The 25,522-nt window shown below is 63.7% G+C and carries 25 protein-coding genes, 3 tRNA genes and 2 pseudogenes; 9 read left to right on the top strand and 21 right to left on the bottom strand.

The annotated features are described in order from the left end of the window. Positions 1-18: 18 nt before the first annotated feature. The gene (locus O0J15_RS02495; RefSeq protein WP_308305020.1) at positions 19-1,362 is read right to left on the bottom strand and encodes a HAMP domain-containing sensor histidine kinase; all 1,344 of its coding nucleotides are present in this window, start codon (positions 1,360-1,362) and stop codon (positions 19-21) included. 1 nt (position 1,363) lies between these two features. Further along, positions 1,364-2,035, bottom strand: a complete 672-nt coding sequence (locus tag O0J15_RS02500) for a response regulator transcription factor (protein ID WP_308305021.1) — start codon at positions 2,033-2,035, stop codon at positions 1,364-1,366. Positions 2,036-2,250: 215 nt separating this feature from the next. On the opposite strand from O0J15_RS02500, the pseudogene O0J15_RS02505 reads away from it, so the two are divergent. After that, positions 2,251-2,346: pseudogene (locus tag O0J15_RS02505) on the top strand (MipA/OmpV family protein); the annotation flags it as partial. A 32-nt stretch (positions 2,347-2,378) separates the two neighbouring features. Further along, a complete protein-coding gene (locus tag O0J15_RS02510) occupies positions 2,379-2,663 on the top strand; it encodes a hypothetical protein (protein WP_019659004.1) in 285 nt (94 codons plus the stop codon). A gap of 18 nt (positions 2,664-2,681) precedes the next feature. On the opposite strand, the gene O0J15_RS02515 is transcribed toward O0J15_RS02510, so the two are convergent. Beyond that, positions 2,682-2,822, bottom strand: coding sequence for a hypothetical protein (locus tag O0J15_RS02515; RefSeq protein WP_021203593.1), 141 nt, complete (start codon positions 2,820-2,822; stop codon positions 2,682-2,684). A 121-nt stretch (positions 2,823-2,943) separates the two neighbouring features. On the opposite strand from O0J15_RS02515, the gene O0J15_RS02520 reads away from it, so the two are divergent. The 4 genes from O0J15_RS02520 (at position 2,944) to O0J15_RS02535 (ending at position 4,635) form a co-directional block, all read left to right on the top strand. Further along, positions 2,944-3,513 (top strand): peroxiredoxin, encoded by a 570-nt coding sequence (locus O0J15_RS02520; RefSeq protein ID WP_019659006.1) that lies wholly within the window; start codon positions 2,944-2,946, stop codon positions 3,511-3,513. Between the two features lie 110 nt (positions 3,514-3,623). Beyond that, positions 3,624-3,815: a hypothetical protein gene (locus O0J15_RS02525; RefSeq protein ID WP_019659007.1), complete on the top strand. Its 192-nt coding sequence runs from the start codon at positions 3,624-3,626 to the stop codon at positions 3,813-3,815. A gap of 63 nt (positions 3,816-3,878) precedes the next feature. After that, a complete protein-coding gene (locus tag O0J15_RS02530; RefSeq protein ID WP_308305022.1) occupies positions 3,879-4,070 on the top strand; it encodes a hypothetical protein in 192 nt (63 codons plus the stop codon). A gap of 232 nt (positions 4,071-4,302) precedes the next feature. Next, on the top strand, positions 4,303-4,635 hold the full coding sequence (locus tag O0J15_RS02535; protein WP_021203592.1) for a hypothetical protein: 333 nt from the start codon (positions 4,303-4,305) through the stop codon (positions 4,633-4,635). A gap of 96 nt (positions 4,636-4,731) precedes the next feature. Here the strand turns inward: O0J15_RS02535 and O0J15_RS02540 are convergent. The 3 genes from O0J15_RS02540 to uvrB form a co-directional block, all read right to left on the bottom strand. Further along, positions 4,732-4,806 (bottom strand) — tRNA-Val (locus O0J15_RS02540). Between the two features lie 98 nt (positions 4,807-4,904). Then, positions 4,905-4,979: transfer RNA gene (locus O0J15_RS02545), tRNA-Val, on the bottom strand. 107 nt (positions 4,980-5,086) lie between these two features. Further along, complete coding sequence (gene uvrB, locus O0J15_RS02550) at positions 5,087-7,111, bottom strand: excinuclease ABC subunit UvrB (protein WP_308305023.1); 2,025 nt, start codon at positions 7,109-7,111, stop codon at positions 5,087-5,089. Between the two features lie 189 nt (positions 7,112-7,300). Here uvrB and O0J15_RS21335 point away from each other — a divergent pair. After that, positions 7,301-7,456 (top strand): annotated as a pseudogene (locus O0J15_RS21335) (pilus assembly protein); the annotation flags it as partial. 19 nt (positions 7,457-7,475) lie between these two features. Further along, positions 7,476-7,778, top strand: coding sequence for a GspH/FimT family protein (locus O0J15_RS21340; RefSeq protein ID WP_345784128.1), 303 nt, complete (start codon positions 7,476-7,478; stop codon positions 7,776-7,778). Positions 7,779-7,826: 48 nt separating this feature from the next. Here the strand turns inward: O0J15_RS21340 and O0J15_RS02560 are convergent. The 12 genes from O0J15_RS02560 to grxD form a co-directional block, all read right to left on the bottom strand. Beyond that, positions 7,827-7,903, bottom strand: a tRNA-Asn gene (locus tag O0J15_RS02560). Between the two features lie 78 nt (positions 7,904-7,981). Further along, positions 7,982-8,404, bottom strand: a complete 423-nt coding sequence (locus O0J15_RS02565) for a type IV pilin protein (protein ID WP_308305024.1) — start codon at positions 8,402-8,404, stop codon at positions 7,982-7,984. Positions 8,405-8,442: 38 nt separating this feature from the next. After that, positions 8,443-12,192 carry a PilC/PilY family type IV pilus protein gene (locus tag O0J15_RS02570; RefSeq protein ID WP_308305025.1) on the bottom strand — a complete coding sequence of 1,250 codons (3,750 nt, stop codon included), beginning with the start codon at positions 12,190-12,192 and terminating at the stop codon, positions 8,443-8,445. Between the two features lie 11 nt (positions 12,193-12,203). Beyond that, complete coding sequence (locus O0J15_RS02575; RefSeq protein ID WP_308305026.1) at positions 12,204-12,722, bottom strand: PilX N-terminal domain-containing pilus assembly protein; 519 nt, start codon at positions 12,720-12,722, stop codon at positions 12,204-12,206. Positions 12,723-12,724: 2 nt separating this feature from the next. Further along, on the bottom strand, positions 12,725-13,885 hold the full coding sequence (locus tag O0J15_RS02580) for a PilW family protein (protein WP_233653026.1): 1,161 nt from the start codon (positions 13,883-13,885) through the stop codon (positions 12,725-12,727). Positions 13,886-13,887: 2 nt separating this feature from the next. Continuing rightward, positions 13,888-14,361: a type IV pilus modification protein PilV gene (gene pilV / locus O0J15_RS02585; protein ID WP_021203586.1), complete on the bottom strand. Its 474-nt coding sequence runs from the start codon at positions 14,359-14,361 to the stop codon at positions 13,888-13,890. After that, positions 14,358-14,873 (bottom strand): GspH/FimT family pseudopilin, encoded by a 516-nt coding sequence (locus tag O0J15_RS02590; protein WP_021203585.1) that lies wholly within the window; start codon positions 14,871-14,873, stop codon positions 14,358-14,360. Before O0J15_RS02590 ends, pilV begins: the two co-directional genes overlap by 4 nt. A gap of 161 nt (positions 14,874-15,034) precedes the next feature. Continuing rightward, positions 15,035-16,423, bottom strand: coding sequence for a nucleotide 5'-monophosphate nucleosidase PpnN (ppnN, locus tag O0J15_RS02595; RefSeq protein WP_019659018.1), 1,389 nt, complete (start codon positions 16,421-16,423; stop codon positions 15,035-15,037). A gap of 725 nt (positions 16,424-17,148) precedes the next feature. Then, complete coding sequence (locus O0J15_RS02600) at positions 17,149-17,925, bottom strand: Fic family protein (RefSeq protein ID WP_134729513.1); 777 nt, start codon at positions 17,923-17,925, stop codon at positions 17,149-17,151. Positions 17,926-18,047: 122 nt separating this feature from the next. After that, entirely contained in the window at positions 18,048-21,269 is a 3,222-nt protein-coding gene (locus tag O0J15_RS02605) for a carboxypeptidase regulatory-like domain-containing protein (protein ID WP_021203584.1), read from the bottom strand. Between the two features lie 232 nt (positions 21,270-21,501). Beyond that, complete coding sequence (locus O0J15_RS02610) at positions 21,502-22,278, bottom strand: SDR family NAD(P)-dependent oxidoreductase (RefSeq protein ID WP_111097902.1); 777 nt, start codon at positions 22,276-22,278, stop codon at positions 21,502-21,504. Beyond that, positions 22,275-22,595 (bottom strand): Grx4 family monothiol glutaredoxin, encoded by a 321-nt coding sequence (gene grxD, locus O0J15_RS02615; RefSeq protein ID WP_005408852.1) that lies wholly within the window; start codon positions 22,593-22,595, stop codon positions 22,275-22,277. Before grxD ends, O0J15_RS02610 begins: the two co-directional genes overlap by 4 nt. A gap of 121 nt (positions 22,596-22,716) precedes the next feature. On the opposite strand from grxD, the gene O0J15_RS02620 reads away from it, so the two are divergent. Next, on the top strand, positions 22,717-23,295 hold the full coding sequence (locus O0J15_RS02620) for a superoxide dismutase (RefSeq protein ID WP_058979595.1): 579 nt from the start codon (positions 22,717-22,719) through the stop codon (positions 23,293-23,295). Between the two features lie 74 nt (positions 23,296-23,369). Here the strand turns inward: O0J15_RS02620 and O0J15_RS02625 are convergent, their stop codons facing one another. From O0J15_RS02625 to purE, 3 genes are all read right to left on the bottom strand, one after another. Continuing rightward, positions 23,370-23,711 (bottom strand): carboxymuconolactone decarboxylase family protein, encoded by a 342-nt coding sequence (locus tag O0J15_RS02625; protein ID WP_019659022.1) that lies wholly within the window; start codon positions 23,709-23,711, stop codon positions 23,370-23,372. 125 nt (positions 23,712-23,836) lie between these two features. Next, the gene (locus O0J15_RS02630) at positions 23,837-24,985 is read right to left on the bottom strand and encodes a 5-(carboxyamino)imidazole ribonucleotide synthase (protein ID WP_308305027.1); all 1,149 of its coding nucleotides are present in this window, start codon (positions 24,983-24,985) and stop codon (positions 23,837-23,839) included. Next, positions 24,982-25,485: a 5-(carboxyamino)imidazole ribonucleotide mutase gene (gene purE / locus O0J15_RS02635; protein WP_005412808.1), complete on the bottom strand. Its 504-nt coding sequence runs from the start codon at positions 25,483-25,485 to the stop codon at positions 24,982-24,984. Before purE ends, O0J15_RS02630 begins: the two co-directional genes overlap by 4 nt. Between the last annotated feature and the right edge of the window lie 37 nt (positions 25,486-25,522).

Below are 25,522 nucleotides of genomic sequence, written 5' to 3' on the forward strand. Positions count from 1 at the left end.
GTTTCCCCCGCGCGGCTGTCAGCGCCGGACGGTGCCGCGATGGAAGTTGACCCGGAAGCTGGCACCACCGCCGGTGGCCTCGCCGACACTGACCGAGCCGCCGTGATGCTGCACGATTTCCTTCACCAGATGCAGGCCGAGGCCACTGCCGCTGCCCGCCGCGCGCAGGCGATGGAACGGCTCGAAGATCGCTTCACGGTCACTCACCGGAATACCGGCGCCCTGATCGCTGACTTCCAGAAGACCACGTGCATCCAGGCGCACGCAGATGGTGCCGCGCCCGCCGCCGTGGACGATGGCGTTGTGCACCAGGTTGGCGATCACCCGCCCCAGCGCCAGGCTGTCGCCATGGATCCACACGGGCGACTCCGGCGCATCCACCTCGAAGCCATAGCCGGCGCCGACCACCAGTGGCGCCAGATCGGCGGCCGCTTCACGCACCAGCAGCGCCAGATCCAGCCGCTGCAGTGCGCCGACATTGCGATCGAGCCGCTGCAGGTCAAGCAGGTGCTCGGCGACGTTGCCGAGCCGCGCCACGTCGGTCAGCAGCTGCGATTTCAGCTCACCCTGCGGCAGCTGCGACAAGCGCGCCTGTACCACTGCAATCGGCACCCGCAGCTCGTGCGCGGCATCGGCGAGGAACTTGTCACGTGCTGCATAGCCCTGCTGCACCTTGTCGATCGCGTCGTTGAAAGCTTCCACCAGCGGCGCGACCTCGGTCGACACCAGCTGCGCATCCAGCCGCGCACCCGGCTGGCCGATATCCAGCTCCTTGGCCTGCTGTGCGGACCGACGCACGCCGCGCATCGCACGGTGGATCACGGTCGGCATCACCAGCAGCGTGATCACGATCAGCGGCAGGAAGAACCACAGGCCGATCAGGCGCAGCACCATCAGTGCGCCGTCCAGCAGCCCGCCCTTCGGCGCCCCGCCCACCATCACCGTGATGCGCCGCCCATCCTCGTTGCGGATCATCACCCGCGCAACGTCCAGATAGGGCGGCACCAGTGAACCCAGTTCGGTGGCGCCCACCGTCGGCAAGCGTGCCAGCAACGGGGCGTGGACCGCAGGAATCGTGCCGCGCTCCAGCCACGTGCCCCTGTCATCAACCGCCGCGAACCAGAGGTTGCCCCCCGCCCCGGCATTGAGCCTGTCCCAGCGCGCCTGGTCCAGTACCAGCCGGCCGCCTTCGCTGTGCACGGCTTTGGCTACCGCCTCGGCCGTGAACATGTCCATTCCCCAAGTGTCCTTGTCGCCCCAGGTCAGGATCAACGCGACCACCGCGAACGACACAGTGAAGGCCTGCGCCAGGAACAACCGCCAGGCCAGGCCGAGCGTGATGGAGCGGATCGGTCGGGTCATCTCACGCCTCCGCCAGCAGGTAGCCGACGCCGCGGATCACATGGATCTCCACGCCGGCCCCGGCCTGTTGCAGCGCCTTGCGCAGCTTGGAGATATGCGCGTCCAGTGCATTGGACTGGATCTCGTCATCGAAGCCGTACACTGCCGCCTCCAACGCGCTGCGGGTGACGGTGCGTCCCTGTCGCATCGCCAGCGCCTGCAGCACCAGCACCTGGCGCCGGGGCAGCGCCAACAGCTGGCCCTCCACCTGCGCCTGCAGCGATTCGAAGTCGAATTCCAGCCGGCCCAGATGCAGGCTTGGCGTCACCATCGCCGAGGGCCGGCGCGAGACCGCGCGGATCCGCGCCATCAGTTCCTCGATCGCCACTGGCTTCACCAGGTAGTCATCGGCCCCCACATCCAGGCCCTCGACCTTGTCTGACAACGTGCCCTTGGCGGTCAGCATGATCACCGCCAGGTTAGGCCGCAGTGCACGCGCGGTGGCGACGAACGCCGCGCCATCGCCATCCGGCAGCTGGCGGTCGAGCAACATCAACTGGTGTACCGGTTCGCGCAGCGCGATCGTAGCTTCGGCCAGGCTTCCGACCACGTCGGCGACCACGCCCTGCCGCTCCAGGCCCGATTGCAGGGCTCGGGACAGATCGGGATCGTCTTCGACCAGGAGGATGCGCATCAGGGGGTTCGGCTACCGGAAACGCTGCCGATCATAGTGCCTTGCGCCGGGTTTGGGCGCCTTCGCGTGCCGATTGCCGACGCGCAATGTTCTGACAATGTTGCGCCCGCACCATGCACAGCCATCCTCCGCAAAGTGGCTGATCGATGCCGTTGCTGCCCCCGACCCTGCTGCGCCTGTTGCTGTTCTCCGCTGCCATCAGCCGTCCGTTGGCCGCCAACCAGCGGTTCGGCGATGCAGTAAAGGACAGCCCGATGGCGCGGCGTGGGACACAGACGTCGGCCTTCGTTTCCCTGATGAGCTCGTTCTGAGCGAGCGCCCGTTACAGACAAGGACACCCCTCATGGCCTGCGTCTCCGCCCCCCTCGAAGCCCATGCGATCCTGTGTGCTCCCGACCTGGACAGCGCAGAACGTGCGTATCTGGGCCTTATGCCCGATCTGGAGCATGTGGATGCGCTGGCCCGCCGCGCACTCGGGCTTTCGCGCGTCGCCGATGCGGCACGCACCTACGCGCTGTCGATGACCCTGGTCGGGCTGCGCCTGCAGGAACTTGAGATGAGCGAAGCGACCGCAAAGGAGCACCGCCAGGCTACGCTGCACAGCCTGCGGCAGGTCTTCAACGCCTGAGCGCAGGGGCACGATGGCTCAGCGGAAGGTGGCCCAGGCCAGCACCGCAGCCAGCAGAGCTACCCAGACCACGGCCTTGAAGGTGCCTTCCAGCATGTTGCCGCCGAACAGCAGCTCGACGAATGGATTGGTCCGGGGAGCCGGAACATGCTCGCTCATCTGAGACGGATCCTGAGAGTGGTAGGGACGCGCACGCCACGGCGACGCGCGGAACGTCTGCTTAACAACTCGCGCCGCAGTTCGGGTATGTTCCGGACAACGCTGCGTTCAAGGATGATCAATGCTCAAGCGCGCCCTGGTTCCTGTTGCTGCCCTGCTGCTGTCGGCGTTGATCATCGCGCTGGGATGGCAGAACCGCCAGTTGCGGCAGATCAACGAGCAGATGGCCGCCCAGCTGCAGGCCATGCAGCATGAGGCGCATGGCCTGGCGCTGGGCACGCGTGCCGATACGTTGGCATTGAAAACCACCCAGCGCACCCGGGTGATGATCGGCGGCGAACGCAGCACTGCCCAGATCCTGTACTTCTTTTCCACCGCCTGCCGCTATTGCCTGGCCTCGATGCCGCAGCTGCAGCAGATTGCTGGCGGACGTGGCACCAGCGAGCTGGTCGGCGTGGGCCTTCCTCCCTACGATGAACTGGCCGACTACGCCGGCAAGCACGATCTGCGCTTCCCGATTGCCATCGACAGCGACGGCGATGCCGCCAGACGCTACCGCGCCACGGTCACACCGATGCTGGTGGTGCTGGCTGCAGATGGCAGCGTGGCCTACAAACACGTCGGCCAGCTCGATGAGCAGGTCGTGCAGGCCGCCATGAAGTCGCTGGCGCCTCGCCTTGCATTGCACTGAGGCGCCACGAGCCCGATCCGCGCGCCCGCCCTCGCCACCAGATTCGCGCCACAACCGGCACTCCGGTGCCTTCGGCAACTGCAACACCAACGCCAACCAAGGAGATACACATGATCGGAAAGAAGGTCCTTTCGTCCGTCGCCGGTATCGTCGTTGTCGCCGCGCTGTCGTTCGGCGCGTCCCAGGCCTTTGCGAAGCCAACCAAGGCTGGCTTCGCGCCGGGCTGCACCTACACGCCGGGCTGCGTTTTCGGCGGCAACGGGACAATCGGTGGTACCCGCATCTGCTGCCAGCCGAACTGACCTGTGCAAGGCCGTCCCGCAAACGGCCTACACCGTGCATTTCCACACCTGAAGGAGCCACGCATGATCGGTAAGAAGAAGCTGTTCTCGTCTGTCGCCGGTATCGTCGTTGTCGCGGCCATGGCCTTCGGCACCAGCCAGGCCTTTGCCGTTGCGCCCAAGGCCGGCTATGCGCCCGGTTGCGAGCCGCATCCGAGCTGCCCGTTCGGCAACTCCGGCAAGCCTGGCCAGGTGCTGTGCTGTGATCCGCTGTAATCGAAGCCGAGCTGCGGGTCGCCAGCGCTGACCCAGCGCAGCGGTGTTGATCGGCGCCCACCCGCATTGGGCATCGCGCCGGGCCGTCTCTTGGGGCGGCCCGGCACTTCCGGCCCCGGATTCATCCTTCCCCGGGCGCCTTGGCGCGCGCTTTACCGGCTTTCGTCGCATACCGGTTTCACACCGCAGGGGGCAGTGCCACGCTGGACTCCCTTCTCCGGAGCACCGTGCCATGCCGATGCTTGCCCTGCTGCTGTTGTGCGCTGGCCTGTTCGGCCGCGATACCGACGCCGGGGATGCTTCCCTGCGCAGCCAGATCCTGCAGGCCGAGGCTGGGCAGGCAGGAGCATCTCCAATGCCGGATGAGAAAGCAGACCCGGCCACCCTTCAGCTTTACCGGCTGCGCCAGGATCGCGTGCTGCGCGTGGGCAACCAGCCCCTGCGGGCGGACACCCCGCAGCAGCGCACCGGCTCGGCACGCGTTGCGCAGGTCTGGGAACGCGTGGACGGGCATTGGCGGCTGCAGCGCATGATCAGCATCGACGAATGGGTGGCCCAACGCTGACCGCTGGCTGCAGCCCACTGGCGCAAACGAAAAAAGCCGGCCCGGGGCCGGCTTTCATTCTGATCCACCGTTGCACCGGCAGTGCCGGGAGCCAGGTGGTGGGCGGTACAGGGTTCGAACCTGTGACCCCTACCATGTCAAGGTAGTGCTCTACCGCTGAGCTAACCGCCCATCTTGTTCTTGCCGCCCGAAAGCTGGCCTTGCTACGTAAAAACCCGGCGCCAGGGCCGGGCTTTGCATTTCACGACAGCCCTCTTCCGAGGACTTCGTGGTGGGCGGTACAGGGTTCGAACCTGTGACCCCTACCATGTCAAGGTAGTGCTCTACCGCTGAGCTAACCGCCCGTTTTTGCTTCTGAACGTTCGCGATTGCGTCGGTGCAGGCCGCGTATATTACGTATGCCCGCCGTGAAGTGCAATACTTTCGTGAAGAAGATGCTGCACTGCCGCGTTCAGCCCAGACTCGCCTCCTTCAGCTGCCTGATCTGGTCGCGCACGCGGGCCGCGTCCTCGAATTCGAGGTCCTTCGCATGCTGGTACATCTGCTGTTCCAGCGCCTTGAGACGGGACGCCAGCTGGGCCGGGCTGAGCGAGCGATAGTCGCCCCCGTCCTCGGCCACGCCAGGCCTGCCCTTGCCCTTGCCCTTCCTCGCTTCCTTCTCTGCCGCATCCGAACGCGCGCCTTCCAGCACGTCGACGATCGGGCGCGCCACCGAGCGCGGCACGATGCCATGTTGCTCGTTGTACTCGACCTGTTTGGCACGACGGCGGTCAGTCTCATCGATCGCGGCCTGCATCGAACGGGTGATCTTGTCCGCATACAGGATCGCCTTGCCACGCACGTTGCGCGCGGCACGGCCGATGGTCTGGATCAGCGAACCGGTGGAACGCAGGAAGCCCTCCTTGTCGGCATCAAGGATCGCCACCAGCGATACCTCGGGCATGTCCAGGCCTTCGCGCAGCAGGTTGATGCCGACCAGCACGTCGAACTTGCCCAGCCGCAGGTCGCGGATGATCTCCACGCGCTCGACCGTGTCCACGTCCGAGTGCAGGTAGCGCACGCGGATACCATGTTCGGTGAGGTATTCCGTGAGATTCTCGGCCATGCGCTTGGTCAGCGTGGTAACCAGCACGCGGTCGCCCGCCTTGATGCGCGCGTTGGCCTCGCTCATCAGGTCGTCGACCTGGGTACCGACCGGGCGGATCTCCACCACCGGGTCGATCAGGCCGGTCGGGCGCACCACCAGTTCGGTGATCTCGTCACCGGCTTCACGCAGTTCATAGGGCCCGGGCGTGGCCGACACGTAGATGCTGCGCGGGCAGCGCTCCTCCCACTCCTCGAAGCGCAGCGGGCGGTTGTCCAGCGCCGACGGCAGGCGGAAACCGAATTCGACCAGGGTCTCCTTGCGCGAGCGGTCGCCCTTGAACATGGCGCCGATCTGCGGAATGGTCACGTGCGATTCGTCGATCACCAGCAGTGCATCCGGCGGCAGGTAATCGAACAGGGTCGGTGGCGGCTCGCCGGCATTCTTGCCGGTCAGATGCCGGGAGTAGTTCTCGATGCCGTTGCAGTAGCCAACCTCGGCCATCATTTCCAGGTCAAACTGGGTGCGCTGGGCCAGGCGCTGCGCCTCCACCAGCTTGTTCTGCGCGTACAGCTGCTCCAGCCGCTCCTTCAGCTCCACCTTGATCGTCTCGATCGCTGCCAGCACGCGCTCGCGCGTGGTCGCGTAGTGTGTCTTCGGATAAACAGTGAAACGCTGCATGTTGCGCAGCGTCTCGCCGGTCAGCGGGTCGAACAGTGTGATCTTCTCGACCTCGCCATCGAAAAGTTCCAGGCGCAGCGCCTCGCTGTCCGACTCGGCCGGGAACACGTCGATCACTTCGCCACGCACGCGGAACGTACCGCGCTGCAGCTCGTACTCGTTGCGCGTGTACTGCAGCTGGGTGAGGTGATTGATCAGGTCGCGCTGGTCGATGCGCTCGCCCTTGGACAGGATCAGGCGCAGCGACAGATAGTCCTCGGGTGCACCCAGGCCATAGATCGCCGACACCGTGGCCACCACGATCGCATCCGGGCGCGACAGCAGGGTCTTGGTCGCCGCCAGCCGCATCTGCTCGATGTGCTCGTTGATCGAACTGTCCTTTTCGATGAAGGTGTCCGACGACGGCACGTAGGCTTCCGGCTGGTAGTAATCGTAGTAGCTGACGAAGTACTCCACCGCGTTGTGCGGGAAGAATGCCTTGAACTCACCGTACAGCTGCGCCGCCAGCGTCTTGTTCGGCGCCATGATCAGCGTCGGCTTCTGCACGTTCTGGATGACGTTGGCGATGGTGTAGGTCTTGCCCGAACCGGTGACGCCCAGCAGGGTCTGCTTGGCGATGCCCGCTTCGAAGTTGCTGGTCAGCTTTGCGATGGCATCAGGCTGGTCGCCTGCCGGCGAATACGGCGAGACGAGTTCAAAACGGTCGCTCATGGTGTTGCCAGTTCCCGGGAAGGGTGAGTATACGGGGCAAGCGGTGACGGCCAGCTGAGGGGTTTCCGGGCAGGCGGGCGCGGCAGTGCCTGATGGCGCCGGCGACGCTGGACGAGGGAGGCTGGACTCATGCGCCACTGCCCGATCCCCAGCCCTACGGCGCCGCGAGGCATGCACCTGGTCGAACTGATGGCGGTGGTGGCGGTGTTGGCCGTGCTGCTGGCCGCCGGATGGCCCACCCTGCATTCGATGCTGTTGCGGCAGCGTGCGGACGCCACCCGTATCAACCTGCAGTCCGGACTCGCTGCTGCGCGCTACCAGGCGATCATGCGCCGAAACTTGATCGGCATCTGCGCAAGTACCGATGGCCACCACTGCGGCGACGACTGGAGCCAGGGGTGGGTCATCTACAGGACAAGCGGCCGGCGCGAACCCCCCCTCTTCTGCCGACGCTATTCTGATGCACCAGGCAGGCTTTCCGAACATCAGGATCCGGGGAACCACCAGCAGTGGCCGGCCGCAGCTTTACTTCCAACCGGATGGCCGCAGCCCTGGAGCCAATCTGACGCTGCGCATCTGCGCGGACGGCCGTGAGCACTCCCGGATAATCGTCAGCAACAGCGGGCGCGTCCGATCAACACGGACCAGGACCGATCGACCCTGCTGATAACAAAAAAGGCCTGCGGATGACCGCAAGCCTTTGATGCGTATAACCTGGCGCCCGAAGTTGGACTCGAACCAACGACCCCCTGATTAACAGTCAAGTGCTCTAACCGGCTGAGCTATTCGGGCGGGGAGGCGCATTGTAATCACCTCGATCAGAGAGTGCAACACTCCTGCCCACGACGCCCGCCGGCGCGCTTTTCCACATCACCAGCATTCGGACAGCGTGCCCTTGGATGTCTTCACATTGGCCTGGTTGAGGGACAGGTCACCACACTTGTCTTCGGCCTGAGCATTGGCAGCCGTCGCCGTAAACGTAAACGTCGATTGCGCGGTTTCCATGGACAAGGTGTAGGCCGCAGTGCCGCCCTCGCGTGGCGAGTTGATGGAATCAGCTCCGCCCGGGAAGGTGAAGCCCACATAGGTGTTGTTGATGGTGTGGTAGCGCTCGGCCAGCTGCGCATACTCCACCAGATCGGCCTTGGCCTGCGCACGCCGCGACTTTCGCACATGTTCGCTGTAGTTCGGGTACGCGATCGCAGCGAGGATCGCCACGACTGCCACCACGATCATCAGTTCAATGAGAGTGAATCCGCAGGCCAGGCGGCCAGGGGCGAACGTCGTGTGCATTGCAGCAACTCCATTGATCGACGAAGCACGGACACTACTCACTGGATCTGCCTCCACGACTGGCGACCACACGGGTAAGGCAAGTACATCGGTTTTGCACCTGCCACCGAAATCTGCATCAGGCAGGCCTCGCCCGGCGGCGTCGGTGGAGGAGTCCCTGGTTCACCCGGATCCGGCGGCGCAAGGCGAGGGACAACAGAGGTCGTGACATCCCTGACCGGTGCGTTGCCGCCCGTTTCCAGGGGTACACCGGCCGTACCTGCCCCCGGCGACGTGCCGTCCGGTGCACCGAAGCGCACCTGCGACATTGCCGCTTCGCCACTGCCGGCCTGCAGGCCAAACACCCAGTTCGCGCCATCCACCGAGCAGCCCTTGGCCTCGGACGGGATATAGGTGGGCATGAACACCACTCCGGAAACGATGCGCGGATTGCCGACCGCACGCTCCTTGTTGGACAGCGTTACGGTCCAGCCGCGGCTTAGCGCCGGAACAGTACCCGGAAGCAGGGTGCGAACGCCATTCTCAAATTGCGCCGCGAACGGGCGCAGATTGGCCGACGTCAGCGTAGCACTGGGCTGCCCGGTTTCAACGTCATTGATGCCATACAGCGCCTGCACCGCAGCGTCGTTCTCATCGCCGTAGTACGAGAAGCTGCCGGTGCCGAAGATCAGCATCACGCCACCGGATGGGCCTGTGGTTACCGTCAAGCCGCCGGTGATGGGTTGGCGATAGGTTCGCTTGTCACTGCGATCGACATGGGTATCGGTGGTGAACAGCGGAACCGTCGGTGCCGCGTCGGCACGCAGGTCGAACTTCCAGACCGCTCCGCGCTTGTCAGCACCATAGACGGTATCAGCAAGACCATCGCGGACCCGTTCGTTCTGTCCAGCCCCACCCCAACGATCCACCACCACAATGTTGCCCAGCCCATTGCTGCCGGCAGGCAGATCCGTACCCGACTCGACCGCCTCGATCATGCGGATGGTCGGCGTATTGCCAGCCGCCATGTCGACCACGAACAACACGGCTTTTCCGCTCTTGCTTTCATAGCCATTGCCAAAGATCGCCCGGAAGCCCACCGAGCCGTCAGAGTTCTTCATCGGCACGATCACCGGCTTGCCCAGCACGTAGCCGATATTGCTCCTTACGTCCTCATCCAGCGAGGCGTTGAGATCACTGATCTCCCACAGCAGCGAACCGGTGCCGCCGAAGCTGGCCGGATCAGACACATCCAGCGCGAACACGCTGCGCCCACCGGCACCCGCCGTGCCGACCAGCGAGGTCGTCCAGCTTCCGCCGCTGTAGGTATCACTGATCGTCACCGGGCCATCGACATAGTAGCGATGCTGGAAGCGCTGGACGTTCTGGTTGGTGGGATCGTTGGGCAGCAACAGATTGCCCATATGACCCAACGATGTGGATGGGATATAGGCAAACAGCTCCTTGCCACCATCGCTGTCCATCTCGCCATCCGCGCCCATGCCGCCATCAAAGGCGTGCAGCATCCCGTCGTTGGCAGCCGCGTAGACCATGTAGCGTCGGTCATTGCGCTTGGTGACCATATAGTCGGCATAACTGGTGCCCATCGCGCCTGGCAGGCGACGGAAGCCGTAGTCATCGAGCGGCGAACTCAGGGCCGGCGTAGAGGTGATGATGTCCCCAAGCACTGTGGTACGGTCGCGCAGCTTGCCGCCGCTGCGCTTTTCGTTGGTTGTGTCTCCACGCAGGTACGCAACGGCGGTCGCCGAATTCGTGGCGAGCCCTTCGAGTTCCGAGGCACTGCAGATCAGCATGCCCGGATACATCACACTCGACTTGTCGCACAGGTTGGCCAGGCTGACATTACTGCCGGTGAAATCAACCAGTTCACCGTTGCGCCAGAAGCGGATGCGGCGTGATGCGGCCGCTGGCATCTTCGCCGACGCTTCCCATGCCTCCTCCGAGACAATCCTGCGCGTTGATTCGTCCACCTTCAGCGAGTAGGCATGCAGCCTGCCGTACCAGTCAGTACCGTTGTTGGTCGCCTCGTAGAACGGCTCCACCGACAGCGAGCCCACGCCGATACGAGCCCCCGTCAACGAACGCGAGCCGGACGGCGTGGCCCCCTGGGCAACATTGCTGATGATCCGGCGCATGGCAGCGGTGATTTCGCCCGGGCGCGTGGCGTTGACCATCTCGCCGCGGGTGTCATACACCGCGTTCCACAGCTCGTCGACCGCTTCCGGCTTGAGATCCTGCGTCGTGGTCGGGAAATTGGGCTTGACAACATACGGATCTGGGCTGAGCACCCAGGGCCTCTTCGGGTCCGGAAGGTACTTGACGCCGAACTCTTTGCCCTGAGTACCCAGCGTCACACCGTAGAAGTTCATGTGCAGTTTCTTGTTGCAGTCCAATGACGGGTCCGGACTGGAACTGCTGCACTCTGCAGGAACCGGCACAGAGCTGTTATCAAGGTCTTCAATCAGCGGGCCCTTGTAGTAGGGCGCCACCAGGTCCTTCATCAGAGTCTTGTTGCCGCTTTCATTGATATACCCATCAGTGAACAGCATGCCCGCATTCTTCTGGCAGGCCAATAGCACTGGCGCGCCGTCATCCGTGCGCTGGAACTGCTGGCCAAGGTAGTCTGCGGCAGAACGGTTCGGCGTGGTCCCACTGGCTCGCATTCTGCTCATGATGTCGTAAAGCAACTTCGACTTTTCGGTCTCGTCGGTCATGTTGTGCATCTTGACCTGCTCACGATCATTGATTCGGAACCAGCCCACACGCAGGTTCGTAGTGCCATGCAGCGCATTGGTGGCCGCACCGATCAACGCTTCGCGACGGGTCCGATACAGGCTGAACCAGTTGGCGAAGTTCTGCATCGCCTTGTTGTACTTGGCCTGGTCCTTGTTGAAGTTATCCAGTTTGATCTCATACCTGTAGAGCGTACCCGGACGCCCGCCAACGGGGTTGGTCACCGCCACCGGGGATGCGGTATAGCCGTAATCGGCCGGCAGCGAGGCCGGGTTTTCCAGGTAGAACGTGGCTGGATAGAACACCATTGCGGCACTGCAGCTTCTGCTCAGCGTCACCTTCTGATTCAGCACAGCGAAGCCGTCCTTCACACTGCTGTTCCGGCTGGTAATATCGCTGCATCGATTGTTTTCAATCCTCGTATCTTTCGGCAGTTCCATACCGCTATAGAACTGAAAACGCCAGTTTGCGGCTTTTCCGCTCACAACAATGGACGTCATTGTCGAATTGGCAGCGAGATTAAGGATGCCGGTCTTCTTGCCGTCTGGCGTACCCGGTCGCGGATCCAGGGGCGCTGCGGCCGGATCAATCGGATCACTTGGGAAATTGGCAGCCGAACCCGTAAGCCCGGTTTTCCAGGAATCATAGGTCTCGCGAGGATCAAAGTAGGAGCCGTTGACATCCGGAGATCGCACAAAGCCATAGGCATCCAATGGCGGAACTGCCAGATTTGAATCTCGGCCGTAGCTGGGGAAAACATAGTGATACATGTTCCCGGAATCGACATAGCCGTACGCCACATTGCCACTGTAGAAGCTCGTCCCGCTCCAGCGATAGACACCGTCGCGGGTATTGTTCAGCACCTCCCACAGCATCGAGCCGGAATCATCCAGCGCCATCAGGAATGCCGGTGCCGTCTGCACCTGGATGTTCAGCGGCGCCTGCGCCAGCGTACCCTGGCCCTGGGCCGCCATCAGGGTATAGATGAAGTAGCCCCCACCCAGCGCCAGTGCGGCGCCACCTGCGGCCATGAAGCGGAATTTGCGCGAAGCCATGGCCTGCGTCCTCAGAGTTTGAATACGGTATCGATGACCACTGCGGACGAGCTGGCATCCACATCGTCAGTGGCAAATCCGGTGATCTGGTAGATCGGTGTGATGTCTTCCAGTGGCCGCCCCATCTCCAGCGCCGATTCACCAATGACGCAACTGTCGATCTGCCTTACGTTGACGGCAGGGCGAGTATCGTCGCGGCGCTCCACGGCCCAATCGGCCGGGTCGAATCCGTCATCGCAGACCCGCGACACATCGCTGGCCTGTACCAAGCTCTCGTCGCCGATATCCTGGCGATTGGCGATCTGTTCCACCGTGCGCTCGGCTGCACGCACCACACCTTCTGAATTCTGGAACGCCCGGTTGGCGGCTCGGTAGTTGGCTGCCATCTTCTCCTGCATGCCCGCCACCTGCATGCCAGCGATACCCAGCAATGCCAGCAGGATGAGCATGATCAACGCGACATACAACACCGCACCGCGTTGCTGGCGGGGGGCGGTGACGGGTCTGAATGAACGCTGGAAATGGGGCATGATCAGTTTCCGAACAAGCGATTGCGCAGGGCAATCGACACTTCATAACTGGACCGGTAGCGACCGTCGGGCTTGTCACTGTTGGTGAACTCAACGCCGAGCACCGATAGCGCATTGGCCGATTGGGCCGAGGACGACGGCGATGGGCTGCGCGCCAGCAATCCAACCTGCACCTGCCCCACGCGCAACCACTGTGCAGCACCCTCGGCATTGGCATCCGTGCTGACCCCGCCGGCTGCGTCGAGCTGGGTGATGTTGCCGGCCGGCGGAGTGCTGATACTGATGTTGGCAGTGTTGTCCAGGCCGTACATCAGCTGCAGGCTTTCGATGCCTTCCACCAACTCTTCATTGATCGTGTATTCCCCATCGCTGTCGGCACGCGCTCGCCGCAGGCCAGGCTGTTTCGTCTCCGGATTGATACCCACGTAATAGACCATCGACTCGGCGCGATAGAGCATCGTCTGCCCGGTTGGCTGGGCCACGTAGCGCGACAGGTCCAGAGAGGTCGCAGTCACCCGCGCAGCGCTCAACGTGCCTGCGAACACATCGGCATGCCCACAGTCAGCGATGCCGAACAGAGTGGGCGTGCTGATGCCATCGCTGGTCAGGCGCGCGACGTGGTCACTATCCACGTCCAGGAGTGCATCGCCGCCATTGGAAGAGATCGCCGTGACCGGCGCCCCCATCGGGGCGAAGAACCGGAGCAGCAGCACATCGCTGCCGCCGGCCGGTGCCGGGCTCAATCCGGCGATCGCGGCCGGCAGGCCTTGCGGCGCGGACCAGTCCGCGCCCAGCGCCAGACTGCCGCCGGGAGCCGTGTCGGGAGCGTCGAAGCCCTGGATGGAAACACTGAAATCCAACGGACTGCCATCACCGGAGGTCGCACCGAGATGCGATACCGGGTCTCCCTGGTTCTTCACTACATGGGCCTGGTCGTTGACGCAGCCCATGTGCCCGGCCATCCGGATGTCCCGCTCCAGGAAGTCCAACGCGAATCGTGCATTTTCCTGGACGCGGGAGGCCCCCTCAGACAGGCGCGAAGCCGTCTGTGAGGCAATGAACACCTGGACCACGCCCAGCATCAACACCAAGCTGATCACCAGGGCAACCATCAGTTCGACCAGCGATAGACCAGCCATGGAGGTACGATGTTTCATGGTCATGCTCACAGTTCCGTCGCCAGCGCGAAGGTAGTGGCCTTGTCCGGATCATCCGGATCCCAGCGCTGGTCGCCCCAGGTGATCGCGACGTTCACCACGCCCCCCTTGTAGGTCACTTCGGCACCGGCATCGTCACCCAGCGCCTTCACAACCTGGCATTGCCAACGTTCAATTTTTGCAGCAATAGCGACGTCGCCGGTGTCGGCCGTGCACGCCTTCTCTGCGGTTTTGCTGCCTGCCTCAAACGACGCGGCGGTGTACCACGCCGCTTGATAGCGGTTGCTGCGCATCTGCTCGGTCAGGTCGTAGGCGAGATTGGTTGCCTGGGTACGATAGTTGGCGCTCTGTACGAAGCGGACGTTCATGGTCTGCAGCAGGGCGAATCCCAGCAGGCCGAATGCCAGAACGATAATTGCAACCAGCACTTCCAGCAGAGTGAAGCCGCCCGCTTGGCGTGCGCGGATGGAACGCGGGTTCATGAGCAGGTTTCCTTGCTGCTGCGGATCTGCCCAGAGGCATTTACCGTAAGAGTGCGTTTGTCCAGTGCGCCCTTGCTGCACACATCCGGCTCCAGCTGGATCGACTGATCGCTGGCGGCCCTGCGGCGCCCCCGCCCATCGAAGGCGATCTCTTCCGACGGCCCACTCAGCTGCAGCTTGGGGCTGCCGCTGACGAACCGCAGTACGGTTTCCTCGGAGGACATCGTGCCATCACCATCGGTGTCAGTGAAGGCCAGCATGCCGGCAGACCAGTTACCGTCACAGCTCGCGCCGTCGCTGCTGCCACACACGCCACCGCCGCGGTTGCTGCGAATTGCCTCGCTCCGCGCCAGGCTGAGCAGGCCCAGGACTTCATTGTTTGCCGACGCAACCCGATTGGAGCGGAGAGTGCCTTGGAAACTCGGAAAGGCGATCGCGGCCACGATCGCCAGCACGGCAACCGTGACCATCAACTCAACCAGCGTGAAGCCGTTTTGCCGGCGCAAAGACATTGGACGCTCCCCAGCGTGTTGGTGGCCACGATGGGCCATCGCCCCGCCACCGGCAAGCGGCGGCAGGATGAACGGTCAATCCGGGGCGACGGGCGTCAAAGGCTTGACGACCCGTCCTCCCCTGCCAGTGCCGGCGCGATCCCCATCACGCCGGCCCGGGTTCAGGCCAGCACCTGGTAGCAGGGCTGGTACTCGCCGGAGATCTTCATCCGGCGCTGCTCGACGAAGGCGCGCAGCAGCGCATCCAGCGCCTGCATCATGTCCGGGTCACCGTGGATCTGGAACGGCCCGAACTGCTCGATGCGGCGCATGCCGTCTTCCTTCACGTTGCCGGCGACGATGCCCGAGAACGCGCGGCGCAGGTCGGCCGCCAGCGCGTGCGGGGCACGCCCGTGGTGCAGGTCCAGCGCCGCCATCGCTTCGTGGGTGGGTACGAACGGCTGCTGGTACTCCCACGGAATCTCGATCGACCAGTTGAAGAAGAACGAGTCCTTCTGCGCCAGGCGGTGCTCGCGCACGCGCTTGATGCCGGTGGCCATCTTCTTCGCAACCGCCACCGGGTCGCCGATGATGATCTCGTAGCGCTCGGCAGCCGCATCGCCCAGGGTCAGGCGGATGAAGCGATCAATCTGCTCGAAGTACGGTGCCGCTACCGTCGGGCCGGTCAGGATCAGCGGGAACGGCAGGTCCTTGTTCTCCTCGCGCAGCAGGATGCCGAGCAGGTACAGGATCTCTTCGGCGGTACCGACGCCACCGGCGAACACGATGATGCCGTGGCCGATGCGGACGAAGGCCTCAAGGCGCTTCTCGATGTCCGGCATGATCACCAGGTGGTTGACGATCGGGTTCGGCGACTCGGCGGCGATGATGCCCGGCTCGGTCAGGCCGATGTAACGCGTCACGGTACGGCGCTGCTTGGCGTGGGCGATGGTGGCACCCTTCATCGGGCCCTTCATCGCACCCGGGCCACAGCCGGTGCAGATGTCCAGGCCGCGCAGGCCCAGTTCATAGCCCACCTGCTTGGTGTACAGGTATTCGTCGCGCGAGATCGAGTGTCCGCCCCAGCACACCACCAGGTTCGGATCACCCGGATTGAGGATGCGCGCGTTGCGCAGCAGGCCGAACACCGCGTTGGTGATGCCCTCGGATGACTCCAGCTCGGCCGCGTAGGCCGGGCCCATTTCGATGGCCATGTAGGCCAGGTCGCGCACGACGGCGAACAGCAGTTCGGCGACACCGCGGATGATCTCGCCGTCGACGAAGGCCATCGCCGGTGCGTTGACCAGATCGATGCGCACGCCGCGATCCTGCTGCGCTACCTGGATGTCGAAATCAGGGTAGAGATCGCGCGCAGCGCGCGGATCGTCGGAGGCGCTGCCGCTGGTCAGCACGGCCAGCGCGCAGCGGCGCAGCAGCTCATGCATGCCGCCGGCGGAGGCATCGCGCAGGCGTGCCACCTCGGCCCGCGACAGCACATCCAGCCCACCGCGCGGGTAGATCCGGGCATCCTGCACCGGCAGTGCACGGGCCGATTTTTCGTTCGTGGTCATATCCAATTTTTCGCTTCCTTCAAGGTTTCCGACTGTACTGCCGCCCCCTTAAAAAGCAAAACGGCCGGGAAGCCCGACCGTTGGATGTGTGCCGCCCGCGTCCGCCATTCCGGGACCGCATCGGCGGCGTTGGCACCGCGCACATTTCTGGATGCTACGCCGTTGCCCCACGCCCTGCAAGGACTTTCGCCTGAACGGGAAACGGCCGGGTTTCCCCGGCCGTTTTCGCGCACCGCATCGCTCAAGCGAAGTCAACTATCTGCGGCACTCAAACCCAGGAACAGGATTGGGGGCAATTGGAACCGATGAAGATGGGTCCGTGATGATCCAAGACTCATAGGCCAACCTTCCATTCAACTCCGCGATTCCGGTGTACATCGCGTGGAATTCTCCACGTGGACTCTGCTCATAGTAGGCAACCCGTGCGTAAATCGGATCCGCCAAGTATGCAGCCAGGACCGCAGCGTAGCGCTCCTGTACTGGCGAGTCACAGCTCACCACACCAGCAACAAGCCTGTTCGTATCACCGTAGTCCTCCTCCCTGGATGTTTCACCAGATCCCGGATAACCCGGAGTCGGCGGGCAGTAGCTAGGGTTGCACCAAGGATCCAGCGCATTAGCCTTCTCGGCCACTGCGGTCAGCCCCATACCAAACACTACGGAAGCAATCATTACACTCAATTTCACCGTAAACCCTCCTTAGTTGAAATCAGCACTCGTCCAAATCAATCAACCAAATGACGACGAAAAACATCGCCACACATCCACTCACCCTTTCTAATCACGGACTCATCGAGCCAACGTTCGAATCCACCCGGCTCAGCCATAAGGCACTGATACTTCTCTACTGCTCGAGCATGGAAACCATGCAGTTCCAATGGAACGTCATCCGCCGCCATTTCAAGGGCATGAACGAAGTCATCCTGCGCGACCTTGATGTAGACAGCGAGGAATGCGAAAAAATCACATCGATACTGAACAGCAAAAGCGCAAGCAAGCCCCCTCATCAGACGCCCATTCCCATCTTCAAATGGATGGAGAATATCGATGGCCAGCAGGAGTGCATAAAGACGTGGAGCGGGTTTCATTTCCGCAATCGACCCACAGATCTTCGAAAGGTGTGACTGGACATCTATCTGCGCCGCGACAAAGCTGTGAGGCGCTCCCTCCGCGCCCACCCATACGCGCCTAACCCTGAAGTCACTCCGACCTGCGCTATCGGCAGCAAATCGGGAATGCATAGAGATCAACGAACGCGCATGCATTTCCTGAATGCCGCACTTCCCGGCAGACTTCAGGTAAGCATCTCCTCTTCTGCATCCAAGATGCGACCCAGTGATCGAGCTGCACTCAGGACAGTGTCGCAACCGGCAGGAGAGAACACGGGCGAACATCTCTCTAAATCTCCGCCCCGAAGAGTGATCCGACCCATCCGGCAGTACGAAGTCACAGCCCCTCAGTCCGATGACTGACGACTCAGGCAATCCATATCTGACTTTCATCTTCACCGTCCATGGCCATCTTCACTCCAGCTATAGCACATCAAAAATTTCTTTTCTATCGCAAAAGAAAAACGGCCGGGTTTCCCCGGCCGCTTTCACCTACTGCTTCAGATTCTGACGGATCAGAACTTGTACTTCAGGGTCAGCTGCATCGACCAACGCGACACGGCGGTGTTGCCCTTGTCGTTGTTGTTTTCCTGCACCGACGGGTTGTCGGTCGAACCGGTGAAGGAGTACACGTACTTGCCGGTGGCCGGATCGATACCTGCGTAGTTGGCAACGCGACGGGTCGAGTAGAAGCCGTAGTCGTCGATCAGGCCCCACTTCTTGTTCAGCAGGTTGCCGACATTCATGATGTCCAGGGCGACTTCACCCTTGTGCCCCTTCATGAAGCCCGGGAATTCCTGGCTGACGCGGACGTCGAAGCTGTTGACCCACGAGGCGCGGTGGCGGTTGGCCGGGACCACGCTGCCGCGGTAGGCATCGAGTTCCGGATTCTGCGCCAGCCAATCGAAGAACTGCTTCTCCATCGCGGCACCACCGGTGAACAGCACGTCGCCCGGGCCCTTCGGCACGTAGAACAGGTCGTTGGTGGTGGCACCGTCGCCGTTGGCATCGTTGTAGAAGATGTAGCTGTACGGACGGCCCGAGCGACCTTCGTAGAACAGGCCCACGCGGGTGGCGTTGTCACCGAAGAAGTTGTGCTTCCACTCCAGGGTGCCGGTGACGCGGTCCTTCATCGCGTAACGCGAATTGTAGGCCACGTTCTCATTGGCGTTGAAGATGAGCGTGTTGTTCCAGTTCGAGGTGTTCTGCGAGCTGGACAGCGGGCTGACCTCGGTCGACTTGGTGTAGGTGTAACCCAGCGACCAGCCCCAGTTCTCGGTCAGCGGCTTGGCCAGCGAGAAGGTGGCCTGGGTGCCGCGACCCTTATCGGTATTGCGCAGGACCAGAACGTCGCCGATGTCCTTCGGACGGTTGAAACGATCAACCGCATTTTTGGTACCGGTCGAAATGCCGTAGTCGACACCCTTATCGATGCGAGTGTTCGCCGAGTTGCGTCCAGCATCGTTCCAGTAGATCGCGCGGCCATCCTGACCGAAGGCGGTCGGCGCCGACACGTCCAGACGGTCGAAGTAGATGCCGTCCTTGACCTTGGTGAACAGCACTTCGGCCGACGCGACGATGCCGTACCACGGCAGCTCATGGTCGAACGCCAGGTTGGCCTTCCACACCGACGGCAGGCGGGTGCCCGGCGCGATGATGTCGACGTTCTGACGGGCCGAAGCCGGGCCACCGGCCGGGATGTACGGGTTGTTGCCGTCCGGAGTGAAGGCACCGGCCGGGATGCTGCGCTCGTCGTACTCGATGTAGTTCAGGCCGGTGTTCTGGTAGGCACCTGCCAGCCACACGTTCGGGGCGGCGCCGCCGAACAGGCCCACGCCACCGCGCAGCTGGGTCGGGCGATCGCTGTCGAAGGTGTAGTTGAAGCCGACGCGCGGCTGCACCAGGTTCTTGTCGACCAGCTTGGTGTTGTTGAAGCCGTACAGCTGCTCGATGCGCGGGTTGTACAGGCGCTGGGTGCTGAAGTCAGGCATGTCGATGCGCACGCCGAACATCAGGTTCAGGTTGTAGTTGATCGCCCAGGTGTCCTGCACGAACACGCCGGTGTTCTTCAGGGTGAAGTCGGCCGGGATGTCGCTGCGGCTGCCATCGGCGCGAGGAGCACGCAGCTGGTAGCGCGAAGCCTTGCCCGCCAGGAAATCGTTGACGCTGTTGAATTCGTACACGCCGTTGAGGTTGCGGCCGTAGAAGTTCATCAGGTCATTCTTCGAGTAATCGAAGCCGAACTTGACGGTGTGGTCACCGATGTACCAGGTACCGGCACCAAAGGCGCTCAGTTCCTTCGACTCGACGATGTTGACGTGGGTGTTCTGTTCGGTACCGACGTACAGCGAATCGTTGCCCGACTTGATGCGGATCTGCGGCATGTCGACCAGCGGGACGCGGTTGGCCGAGTAATCCTTGTGCGAGACCTTGAACTCGGTCGAGAAGTTCTCGGACCAGTCACTGAACAGTTCGCCCATCCAGGTTTCGTACTCAGTGGGCTGCTGGTACCAGAAGTTGCTCAGCGAGATGGCGCTGCTGCTGACCTGCGGGAAGCGAACGACGTTCTGCTCCATCTTGTTGTAGCGCAGGGCCGCACGGTGGTTCTCGTTGATGTTCCAGTCCAGCTTGACCGCATACTCCTCGATCTCGGTCTTGCTGTTCGGCGCCGTCAGGCTGCCCGGATCGTAGCCCAGCTTGCCCAGGAAGTTCTGGACGTCGGTGATCTGCTGCTGGGTGATGGTGCCACGGCCGATCGGCGTGTCGCTCAGCGCGACGCCGGCGGCCGAGCGCTCGTACTTTTCGTAGTTGGTGAAGAAGAACAGCTTGTCCTTGACGATCGGGCCGCCGAAGGTCATGCCGTAGGTCTTCTCGTCCTCGAAGCCGTTGAAGTCCTGCTTGTCACCTTCCAGGCGCGAACGGACCATGTCCTTGTCGCGGTACGAGCCGTACACGGTGCCGTGGAATTCATTGGTGCCCGACTTGGTCACGGCGTTGATCACCGCACCGGTACCACCGGCGATGGTGGTGTCGTAGTTGGCCAGGTCGATGTTGATTTCCTGGATGGCGTCCATCGACACCGGCTGACGCTCGGTCGGCAGGTTGTTGGAGCCCAGGCCGAACGGATCGGAGGCGCTGATGCCGTCGATGCGGATGGCGTTGTAACGGGTGTTCTGGCCACCGGCCGAGATCGCGCCGTCAGCCTTGCTGACCTGCGAGATGCGCGGATCCAGGCGGACGTAGTCCTGGATGTTGCGGCTGGCCGACGGCAATGCATCCATCGTTTCGCGGGTCACGTTGGTGCCGGTGCCCATCTTGTTGGCGCTGAACAGGTCCAGGCCGCCGGCAGTGGCGACAACGTTCACCGCGTCCAGGTTGGTCGCAGCCAGATCACCGCCCAGGTTGGCATTGACGGTGTTGACCTGGTTCAGGTTCAGGTAGACACCTTCTTCGGTCTTGGTGCCTTCACCGGGCTTGGTGATGGTGATGGTGTACGGACCACCCACGCGCAGGCCGCGCGCGTTGTAGCGACCCGACGCATCGGTGGTGGCACGCGAAACAGTGCCCGACTCGGTGTGCGTGATGGTGACTTCAGCGCCGGCAACAGGCTGGCCTGCGGCGGACATCACCTGGCCGCCGACACCGGCGGAGGTGCTGCTCTGGGCGAAGGCGGGAGCGGCAGCAAGTGCAGCCACGAGACCAAGGGTAAGCTTGGACATCCGGAGTGGGTGGGTCATTTTTCGGTAGCCTCGATGCGAGTTGGCGATGGCGGAAAAAAAGCGCATCCAAGCAGCCCTGCGGGTGGCTGATCGGAGAGTTATCTGGGGTTCCCTACCGCTCGGCTGAAGGCAGCCCTAACGGTTAACACTAGATTAACACGCTACGCCATCAATGTGACGGTTGTGCGACAAACGGCACCGGTTCGCAACGCAATCGTGACGGGTTCTTCACTCCGTCTTTCCCCGGCACTCACTCCGCAGGGGGCGCCTCGCTGGCATCGAGAATCTTGCCCCGCCAGGCGGCGCCAGCGCCGGACAACAGGGTCACCGCCGCTGCCGCTGCGGCTTCCGGGCCTTGGGCGGCCGGGTCCTGATCAACGGAATAGGCCCGGGCCCGCAGGGCTGTGCGCAGCGGACCGGGGTACAGGCCACTGACCCGTACCGGGCTGCGGCCGAGTTCGTCGTGAAGGCTGGCGATCAGGCCACGCAGGCCATGCTGGGCCACGCCATAACCGCCCCAGTAAGCCTGCCCCACCCGTTCGGGAGCATCGACCGCAAACACCAGCGCCGCATCTTCACGCTGCCGCAGCAGCGGCAGGCAGGCCTGGGCCAGCCAGGCCGGCGCGGTCAGGGTGACGTGCACCGCGCGGGCGAAACTGGCCGGGTCGGCCAGTTCAAACGGGGTCAGGCCAGGGAAGTGAGCGGCACAGACCAGCAGGCCGTCCAATCGCCCCAGCTCGCGCTGCAGGGCCTGGGCCAGCTCGGCATAGTCGTCGGGGCCCGCGCCTTCCAGGTCCAGTGGATACAGCAGCGGCTCCGGGCCGACCGCCTGCACCTGGGCGTAGACACGGTCCAGGCGGCGCGGCTTGCGGCCCAGCAGGACCACGGTGGCACCGGCGGCCGCAGCAGCCACTGCCGCCGCACTACCCAATCCGCCACCGGCACCGGCGACCAGCACTACGCGATCCTGCAACGGGCGGCCATCGAGCGCCCCGTCGGCCGGTGACGTCGATGGCCAGGCACTCATCCCTGGGTCGCCTCTTCGACGATGCGCTTGAGCTCGCCGGCTTCGAACAACTCCAGGACAATGTCACAGCCACCAATCAACTCACCGTTGATGAACAGCTGCGGGAAGGTCGGCAGGTTGGAAAAGCGCGGCAGGTTGGCGCGGATCTCGGGTTCTTCCAGCACGTTGACGGTGCGCAGGGTGACCGCGCCGGCCGCCATCAACGCCTGTACCGCGCGGCTGGAGAAGCCGCACATCGGGTATTGCGGGGTGCCCTTCATGAACAGCACGAGCGGGTAACGATCGACCTCGGCCTGGATTTGCTGCATTACCGCCACAACCACACTCCTTGCTTCGCCGGACAAACCGACCGCGGTGGTCGGCTAGACTGCCCACGGTAGCCGCCATTGTAAGCGGATGGAACCGGCTGCCGCCGCCCCTCTGGCCACGAACCTGTCCATGCCTGTTGAATTGCCTGCCCTGCCCTACCTTCCCGGCTCCCTGCAGCCGCACCTGTCCGCACAGACCGTGGAACTGCACCACGGCCGCCACCATCGCGCCTATGTGGATGCCGTCAACGCCGGCATCCTCGGCACCGAGTGGGAGGAAGCGTCGCTGGATGAGATCGTCCGCCACGCCCAGGGCAGGCTGTTCGATGCGGCCGCCCAGGCCTGGAACCACGGCTTCTATTGGCAGTGCCTGCGGCCGCGCGGCGGCGGCGAGCCGCAGGGCCGATTGGGCGAGCTGGTCAAGCGCCAGTTCGGTGACGCGCAGCGCCTGCGCGAGGAGTTCAACCGCACGGCGTTGGGCCTGTTCGGCTCGGGCTGGGTATGGCTGGTGCAGCACCCCGGTGGCCAGCTCGGCATCCAGGCCACCCGCAACGCCGGCACGCCGCTGACCGGCGAAAGCACCCCGCTGCTGTGCTGCGATGTATGGGAGCACGCCTACTACACCGAGTACCAGAATGACCGGGCGCGTTACCTGGACGCCTTCTGGCAGCTGGTCAACTGGGAATTCGCCGAAAGCCAGCTGCGCTGACCCCTGTAGAGCCGAGCCCATGCTCGGCTGCTGTCCGGCCAGCCGAGCATGGGCTCGGCTCTACAGATCACGCTTCACGCGTTCTCGTGCGCGGCCACCGCGTCCATCACCCGTGCCGAATACACCAGCGCGGCGCCTGCATTGAGCGACACCGCCACGCCCAGTGCTTCGGCGATTTCCTCGCGGCTGGCGCCATGCTTCAGCGCTGCATCCACATGTACGGTGATGCAGCCATCGCAGCGGGTGGTCACCGCCACTGCCAGCGCGATCAGTTCGCGGGTCTTGGCATCCAGATGGTTGGTCTGGGCGCCGGCATTGGCCAGGGTCGCGTAGCCCTTGACCGTGTCCGGCGAGAGCTTGCCGATCTCGCCGATACGGCCCTTCAGTTCCTTGCGGTAGGCATTCCAGTCGAGCATGGTCGTGACTCCTGTGAAAGGAGCTCCACGCTACCACCGGCAATGGTGCGCCGATGCCTGCACCGGCGCGCCACACCGTTGCAGGCATACAAGGTTGTGCCGGCCATTGGCCGGCACGCCCGGGCTCAGCTATTGCGCAGCGCGTGTACCGCCGGCGCCACCTGGGCCTGGCGGTCCAGTTCCAGGCCAACCTGATCCAGCGCATCGGCCAATGCAGCGGCATCATCGTCGCGCAACGTGGCGTGGCCGACCTTGCGGCCCCCGCGCGGCTCCTTGCCGTAGTCGTGCCAGTGGCCGCTGGCCTGGGCCAGTACCGGTGCCGGGTCGGGCATCACGCCCAGCCAGTTCAGCATGCAGGCGTGACCCAGCATGCGGGTGCTGCCCAGCGGCAGGCCCAGCACGGCGCGCAGGTGATTCTCGAACTGCGAGGTTTCGCTGCCTTCGATGGTCCAGTGGCCGGAGTTGTGCACGCGCGGCGCCATCTCGTTGGCCAGCAGTTCGCCATCGCGGCAGAACAGCTCCAGCGCGAACACGCCGACGTACTGCAGGTGCTCGGCAACGCGGCGGGCATAGCCGATCGCGGCCTGCTGCTCGGTGTCGGACAGCACGGCCGGGGCCACGCTGGCCGACAGCACGCCGTCGACATGCCAGTTGCCGGTGACCGGCCAGGCCTCGAAGCTGCCATCGCGGCCACGCACGGCAACCACGCTGACTTCGCGCTGGAAGGCCACGAAGCCTTCCAGGATCAGGCCGGTACGCTCGACCTGTGCACCCAGCGCATCCCACGCGGCATCGATGTCGGCCTCGTTGCGCAGGCGGAACTGGCCCTTGCCGTCATAGCCGAGGCGACGGGTTTTGAGGATGCACGGCAGGCCGAATTCGGCGGCCTTGGCGGCCAGTTCGTCGCGGCTGCGGATATCGGCGAAGGCCGGCAGCGGAATGCCCAGCTGCTGGAACAGGGTCTTCTCGCTGAGCCGGTCCTGTGCGACAGCCAGCGCCGACGGCGGCGGGTAGACCGGCACGCGGTCGGCCAGCCACTGCGCACTGTCGGCCGGCACATTCTCGAAATCGAAGGTGACCACATCGACCTTGGCAGCGAAGTCCGCCAGGGCCTGGCGGTCATCGAAGGCGCCCACGGTGAGCGGCGCCAGCGGGCCGCTGCAGGCATCAGCGGCCGGGTCATACAGTTCGAAGCGCAGCCCCAGCGGCGCACCGGCCAGGACCATCATGCGGGCGAGCTGGCCGCCGCCCAGGATGCCGACGGTCAGACTCATTGGCGCGGATCGTCGTGGGCCATCACGTCTTCGGTCTGGCGTGCACGGAAGGCATCGAGCGCCTGGCCGATCGCCGGCTGGTCGCTGGCCAGCATCGCAGCGGCGAACAGCGCGGCGTTGGAGGCGCCGGCGTTGCCGATGGCAAAGGTGGCGACCGGGATACCGGCCGGCATCTGCACGATCGACAGCAGCGAATCCATGCCGTTGAGGGCCTTGGACTGCACCGGCACACCCAGCACCGGCACGGCGGTCTTGGCAGCGATCATGCCCGGCAGGTGCGCGGCCCCGCCTGCACCGGCGATGATGGCCCGCAGGCCACGCGGGCCCGCCTGCTCGGCGTAACTGAACAACACATCCGGCGTCCGATGCGCGGACACCACCTTCACTTCGAACGGAACACCCAGGGCTTCAAGCTTCTGGGCGGCGTGCTGCATGGTTTCCCAGTCGGAACGGGAACCCATGACGATGCCGACAAGCGGCGCGATCGGGTTGGGGGTCATTGGCCGTCACCTGCCTTAAAGACGTATTCTAGCCATC

Source organism: Stenotrophomonas sp. Sm10 (assembly GCF_030985515.1).
In the GTDB taxonomy this organism is placed as follows: Bacteria; Pseudomonadota; Gammaproteobacteria; order Xanthomonadales; family Xanthomonadaceae; genus Stenotrophomonas; species Stenotrophomonas hibiscicola.

Coding starts and splice junctions, on each gene's coding strand:
- O0J15_RS02495 (WP_308305020.1), bottom strand. CDS start 1,362: ATGACCCGACCGATCCGCTCCATCACGCTCGGCCTGGCCTGGCGGTTG.
- O0J15_RS02500 (WP_308305021.1), bottom strand. CDS start 2,035: ATGCGCATCCTCCTGGTCGAAGACGATCCCGATCTGTCCCGAGCCCTG.
- O0J15_RS02510 (WP_019659004.1), top strand. CDS start 2,379: ATGGCCTGCGTCTCCGCCCCCCTCGAAGCCCATGCGATCCTGTGTGCT.
- O0J15_RS02515 (WP_021203593.1), bottom strand. CDS start 2,822: ATGAGCGAGCATGTTCCGGCTCCCCGGACCAATCCATTCGTCGAGCTG.
- O0J15_RS02520 (WP_019659006.1), top strand. CDS start 2,944: ATGCTCAAGCGCGCCCTGGTTCCTGTTGCTGCCCTGCTGCTGTCGGCG.
- O0J15_RS02525 (WP_019659007.1), top strand. CDS start 3,624: ATGATCGGAAAGAAGGTCCTTTCGTCCGTCGCCGGTATCGTCGTTGTC.
- O0J15_RS02530 (WP_308305022.1), top strand. CDS start 3,879: ATGATCGGTAAGAAGAAGCTGTTCTCGTCTGTCGCCGGTATCGTCGTT.
- O0J15_RS02535 (WP_021203592.1), top strand. CDS start 4,303: ATGCCGATGCTTGCCCTGCTGCTGTTGTGCGCTGGCCTGTTCGGCCGC.
- uvrB (WP_308305023.1), bottom strand. CDS start 7,111: ATGAGCGACCGTTTTGAACTCGTCTCGCCGTATTCGCCGGCAGGCGAC.
- O0J15_RS21340 (WP_345784128.1), top strand. CDS start 7,476: ATGGCCACCACTGCGGCGACGACTGGAGCCAGGGGTGGGTCATCTACA.
- O0J15_RS02565 (WP_308305024.1), bottom strand. CDS start 8,404: ATGCACACGACGTTCGCCCCTGGCCGCCTGGCCTGCGGATTCACTCTC.
- O0J15_RS02570 (WP_308305025.1), bottom strand. CDS start 12,192: ATGGCTTCGCGCAAATTCCGCTTCATGGCCGCAGGTGGCGCCGCACTG.
- O0J15_RS02575 (WP_308305026.1), bottom strand. CDS start 12,722: ATGCCCCATTTCCAGCGTTCATTCAGACCCGTCACCGCCCCCCGCCAG.
- O0J15_RS02580 (WP_233653026.1), bottom strand. CDS start 13,885: ATGACCATGAAACATCGTACCTCCATGGCTGGTCTATCGCTGGTCGAA.
- pilV (WP_021203586.1), bottom strand. CDS start 14,361: ATGAACCCGCGTTCCATCCGCGCACGCCAAGCGGGCGGCTTCACTCTG.
- O0J15_RS02590 (WP_021203585.1), bottom strand. CDS start 14,873: ATGTCTTTGCGCCGGCAAAACGGCTTCACGCTGGTTGAGTTGATGGTC.
- ppnN (WP_019659018.1), bottom strand. CDS start 16,423: ATGACCACGAACGAAAAATCGGCCCGTGCACTGCCGGTGCAGGATGCC.
- O0J15_RS02600 (WP_134729513.1), bottom strand. CDS start 17,925: ATGAAAGTCAGATATGGATTGCCTGAGTCGTCAGTCATCGGACTGAGG.
- O0J15_RS02605 (WP_021203584.1), bottom strand. CDS start 21,269: ATGACCCACCCACTCCGGATGTCCAAGCTTACCCTTGGTCTCGTGGCT.
- O0J15_RS02610 (WP_111097902.1), bottom strand. CDS start 22,278: ATGAGTGCCTGGCCATCGACGTCACCGGCCGACGGGGCGCTCGATGGC.
- O0J15_RS02620 (WP_058979595.1), top strand. CDS start 22,717: ATGCCTGTTGAATTGCCTGCCCTGCCCTACCTTCCCGGCTCCCTGCAG.
- O0J15_RS02625 (WP_019659022.1), bottom strand. CDS start 23,711: ATGCTCGACTGGAATGCCTACCGCAAGGAACTGAAGGGCCGTATCGGC.
- O0J15_RS02630 (WP_308305027.1), bottom strand. CDS start 24,985: ATGAGTCTGACCGTCGGCATCCTGGGCGGCGGCCAGCTCGCCCGCATG.
- purE (WP_005412808.1), bottom strand. CDS start 25,485: ATGACCCCCAACCCGATCGCGCCGCTTGTCGGCATCGTCATGGGTTCC.